The organism is Roseovarius sp. (genome assembly GCF_018066915.1).
GTDB lineage: Bacteria > Pseudomonadota > Alphaproteobacteria > Rhodobacterales > Rhodobacteraceae > Roseovarius.
This window is the reverse complement of the sequence record NZ_JAGPVV010000250.1, coordinates 1-4,608: the sequence shown is the minus strand read 5'-3', so window position 1 is coordinate 4,608 and position 4,608 is coordinate 1. Positions and strand designations below refer to the sequence as shown.

Sequence of the window (4,608 nt, the reverse complement as noted above, 5' to 3'; positions counted from 1 at the left end):
TCCGGTCTGGGCCTCTGGCCGGGTGTTGCGGTGGCGATGGTGGTCGGCATGGGCTTTGGCGCGGTGCATAGCCTGCTGACCGTGCCCTTCGGTCTGTCGCAGCATGTGGTCGGGCTAGGGGTAACGCTTCTGGCCACCTCTTCCACCTATTACGCCTATCGCCTCGCCCTGCCAGAGGTGACGAGCCCGCCCAAGATCACTGCCTTTCAGCCATGGGAAATCCCTTTGCTGTCCGACATTCCCCTGATCGGTCCCGCACTCTTTGCCCAAACCCCGTTGACCTATCTGGCCTTCATCCTCGTGGGCGTCGTAAGCCTCGTTCTCTACCGCACGCCCCTTGGCCTTGCGCTGCGCGCGGCGGGCGAGAATCCGGCAGCGGTTGCGGCGCAGGGGCTCTCGGTCACCGGCCTGCGCATGGGCGCGGTGATCGTCGGATCAGGGCTGATGGCGGTGGGCGGCGCGTTCCTGACCATGTCGGCGTTTGATTCCTTTTTCTTCGAGATGGTCAACGGGCGCGGCTGGATCTGCATCGCGCTCGTGGTCTTTGGTGCGTGGAAGCCGGGCAAGGCGCTCTTGGGCGCGGTCCTCTTTGCCGCCTTTGATGCGCTGCAAATCCGGGTGCAACAGACCCCGCTCGGGGCGGATATTCCCTATCAGATATTCCTGATGACGCCCTATGTCCTCTCCATCCTCGCCCTCATCGTCATGTCGCGCCGCGCCGAGGTGCCGGCCGCCCTGATGGTGGCCTTTAACAAGGGGGAACGCTGATGTTCGATCTCATTGTCAAGGGTGGCACGCTGCCCGATGGCACCACCAACGATATCGGCATCACCGGCGACCGAATCACGGCGATGGGCCGGCTTGAAGGGGCAGAGGCTGGCCAGGTGATCGACGCCACCGGCGATCTTGTCAGCCCGCCCTTTGTCGATCCGCATTTCCACCTTGATGCGACGCTGAGTTACGGCCTGCCGCGCATCAACGCCTCTGGCACGCTGCTGGAGGGGATCGGTCTCTGGGGCGAACTCAAGCAGATCGTCACCCAAGAAGAGATGGTCGCGCGTGCGCTCGATTATTGCGATTGGGCCGCCTCAATGGGCCTCTTGGCGATCCGCAGCCATGTCGACACCTGCGATGACAGCCTCAAGGGCGTGGCGGCGATGCTCGAGGTGCGCGACAAGGTCAAGGGCTACATCGACCTGCAACTCGTGGCCTTTCCGCAGGATGGGTTCTACCGCGACCCCACCGCCCGCGCCAACACGATCCGCGCGCTCGATATGGGCGTCGATGTGGTGGGCGGCATCCCGCATTTCGAGCGCACGATGGCGGATGGCGCGGCGTCTGTGCGCGAACTCTGCGAGATTGCGGCAGCGCGCGGCCTGCGCGTCGATATGCATTGCGACGAGAGCGACGACCCCCTCAGCCGCCATATCGAAACGCTTGCCTATGAGGCACAGCGCCTCGGGCTTCAGGGGCGGGTGGCTGGATCACACCTGACCTCGATGCATTCGATGGACAACTACTATGTCTCGAAACTCCTGCCGCTGATGGCCGAGGCGGGCGTATCCGCGATTCCCAATCCGCTGATCAACATCATGTTGCAAGGGCGGCACGACACATTCCCGAAGCGGCGCGGCCTGACACGGGTCAAGGAAATGCAGGCGCAGGGCATCACCGTTGGCTGGGGTCAGGATTGCGTGCGCGATCCATGGTATAGCCTTGGCACCGCCGACATGCTCGATGTCGCCTTCATGGGGCTGCATGTGGCGCAGATGTCGAGCCCCGACGAGATGCGGCGCTGTTTCGACATGGTGACGGTCGAGAACGCGCGCATTCTGGGGCTGGAGGATTATGGCCTGCATGTCGGTGCCATAGCCTCGCTTGTGGTGCTGGATGCGGGCGACCCGATCGAGGCGGTGCGCCTGCGCGCTGCGCGTCTTGCAGTCGTATCCAAGGGGCGCCTGATTGCGCGCACACCGCGCGGCGACGCCACGCTAGAGATCTCGGGGCGGCCCGGTTCGGTGCGCCGGCGGCATCCGGTCGCGTAGGCGTATCCCGGCCTATCGCCACGCATGACCACGCGGCAGGCTTGCACCTCGGGCGACAAGTCTGGAACATCGCCTAAACCGTTCAGGAGTTATTCCATGCGTGCCCTTTTTCTTGTTCTGCCTCTCGCCTCGTTCGCCCTGCCCGCCATGGCCGAGGATATCGCCCTCGCGAGCCGCGTCAGCGCCGTGACCCTCTATCCGCAAGGTGCGACCGTGACCCGCGAAGTGGCCTTTAGCGCCCCTGCCGGTCAGCATGATCTCATCCTCGCCGACCTTCCCCAAGGCACGCCGCTCGCCTCGGTGCGGGTTGCGGTCGAGGGCGCGCGCATGGGTGGCATCACCACCCGCAATGATTACGTGCCGCCGCGCGATACCCCCGACAGCGACGCGCTGATCGCCGCCCGCGCCGAGGTGGAGCGGCTAGAAGCGGCGTTGCGCCTTGCTCGCGAGGACATCGCCGACATCGAGATCGAGGCAGAGGCCGCACGCGCGCGCATCACCTTTCTGGCACAGATCGGTCAGGGCGACGGGACCGCAACCCTGACGCCGGATCAACTGCGTGATCTGAGCGCCATGATCGGAAGCGAGACCCTGCTGGCGCGTCAGGCCGAAGCCGCTGCAACCCGCCGCGCCGAGGCCGCCAAACGCGCCCTCAAAGACCAGATCAAGGCACGCGATGCCGCGCGTCAGGCGCTCAAGGCGCTGGTGCCCGAGGATGAGGCCCGCGCCATGCTCGCCGTGGCGATCACCTCTGATGCAGAGACCCAAGGCACACTGACCGTGACCTACACCATCCCCGATGCAGGCTGGCAGCCGCTCTATGATCTGCATCTGGCGCGGGACAGTGGCGCGCTCCGGATCGAACGCGGGGCCTTTGTGCAGCAATCCACAGGTGAAAACTGGCAAGACATCGCACTCACCCTCTCGACCTTGCGCCCCTCGGAACAGACCGAACCGGGGCAAATCTGGCCGTGGATTGCGCGAATTGATGATCCCCAAGTGATTCAACCGATGGCGCGCGGCAAGGCCGAAGCAGCGTTCATGGCCGCGCCCGTGGCAGAGGCCGCCGTCTCTGACATGGCCCTGGCCAGCTTTGATGGGCTCTCCGTCACCTACAGCTATCCCGCCCCTGTCAGTGTCACCACCGGTGCCGACAATGTGCGCCTGATGCTGGCCTCACTGGAAACAGAGGCCGAGGTTGTGGCACAGGCGGTGCCGATGCTGGATCAGACCGCTTACCTCATGGCGCGGCTGACCAATGACACCGGCGAGATCCTCTTGCCCACATCCGAGGCGCGGTTTTACCTCGATGGGCGCTATGTCGGGCAACGCTGGATGAACCTGATCGCGGATGGGGACAAGGCCGACATGTCCTTTGGCCCGATCGAGGGTCTGCGCCTGACCCGTCTGGTGCGCGACCGCAACGAGGGCGACCGGGGCATCCTCACGAAATCCAATGAACAGACAGAGGCGGTTGAAATCACCGTCGAGAACTTGACCGGCGAGGCGTGGCCGCTGCGCCTGATTGACCGCGTGCCGGTGTCCGAGCAAGAGGATCTGGAAATCACATGGAGCGCCGATCCCATGCCCGCCGAGCGCGACATCGACGGCGAGCGGGGCATTCTGGCATGGACGTTTGATCTGCCTGCCGGTGACACGCAGTCAATCACATTGAAGACGCGGATGACATGGCCCGAGGGCAAGGTGCTGCAGTGATACCGGCGGTTTACCGCCGCGCTTCCCAACTGCTCGACGCGTATTGGCGGGTGTAGAATTCCGCCATAAGCCCAAGCATCAAAAGCGCAATTCCGACGTAATACGGATACTCAAGCGATGTCCGGTGCGGAAAGTAGTTGATGAACACGAAACCGCGCGTCTGGTCGATGATGTGAAACAGCGGGTTCCAGTCGAACATGTTCATCATGAACGTGGGCAAGGTGTTGACCACGAACATCTTGCCCGAGGCGATCATATTGGCCCTCTGATAGATCATGGCAAAGATCGACACGAATCCGGGCGCCCATGGCTTGATCGCCAACAGGACCAGCCCCACGGCAACGCCTGTGAACCACGCGGTGAGGATCATGCCAAAGGCCTGAATGGGCTGGTAGATGCTGATCGGCACGAAACCCACATGGTAGACGAAAAGCACCACGAAAAGTGACAGAACCTGAATGTACAGAGAGCTGAGCGCCGCCGAGCAAATTGCGATGACCGTGTTCATCGGCGCATGCTGCATCATGGGAGATGCTGGCCCCTCGGCCCCCATGACTGCGCTCATCGCCTTGATATGGGTGATGTAGACAAAGATGCCGGACATCATGAACAGCAGGAAATCGCCGCGAATCTTCATGCCCTTCAGGCCAAGCACTGTGAACATGAAGTAAAACGCCATCACCATGATGATCACGGTCATGATATTCTTGAGCAGGGCCACAATCGCGTTGCCATCGCTCTTGCGCACATCCCGCACGGCGGCATGATAAATCAGCTCGGCAATGTTGATTGCCGAATGCAGGCTCGATCTGGGGCGCGTGGTCTTGATCATGGCGCGGGGCCGCTG

4 protein-coding genes are annotated in these 4,608 nt (G+C 62.9%); 3 read left to right on the top strand and 1 reads right to left on the bottom strand.

The window, feature by feature from the left end; genetic code table 11:
- The 3 genes from KBT70_RS13735 to KBT70_RS13725 form a co-directional block, all read left to right on the top strand.
- Window positions 1-768, top strand: a 768-nt coding sequence (locus KBT70_RS13735) for an ABC transporter permease (RefSeq protein ID WP_296634638.1), incomplete at its 5' end; no start/stop codon positions are given.
- Window positions 768-2,045 carry an amidohydrolase family protein gene (locus tag KBT70_RS13730; RefSeq protein WP_296634633.1) on the top strand — a complete coding sequence of 426 codons (1,278 nt, stop codon included), beginning with the start codon at window positions 768-770 and terminating at the stop codon, window positions 2,043-2,045. The genes KBT70_RS13735 and KBT70_RS13730, both read left to right, overlap by 1 nt.
- Window positions 2,046-2,141: 96 nt before the next feature.
- A complete protein-coding gene (locus tag KBT70_RS13725; RefSeq protein ID WP_296634629.1) occupies window positions 2,142-3,761 on the top strand; it encodes a DUF4139 domain-containing protein in 1,620 nt (539 codons plus the stop codon).
- A gap of 10 nt (window positions 3,762-3,771) precedes the next feature.
- On the opposite strand, the gene KBT70_RS13720 is transcribed toward KBT70_RS13725, so the two are convergent.
- Window positions 3,772-4,593 carry an ABC transporter permease gene (locus tag KBT70_RS13720; RefSeq protein ID WP_296634641.1) on the bottom strand — a complete coding sequence of 274 codons (822 nt, stop codon included), beginning with the start codon at window positions 4,591-4,593 and terminating at the stop codon, window positions 3,772-3,774.
- Between the last annotated feature and the right edge of the window lie 15 nt (window positions 4,594-4,608).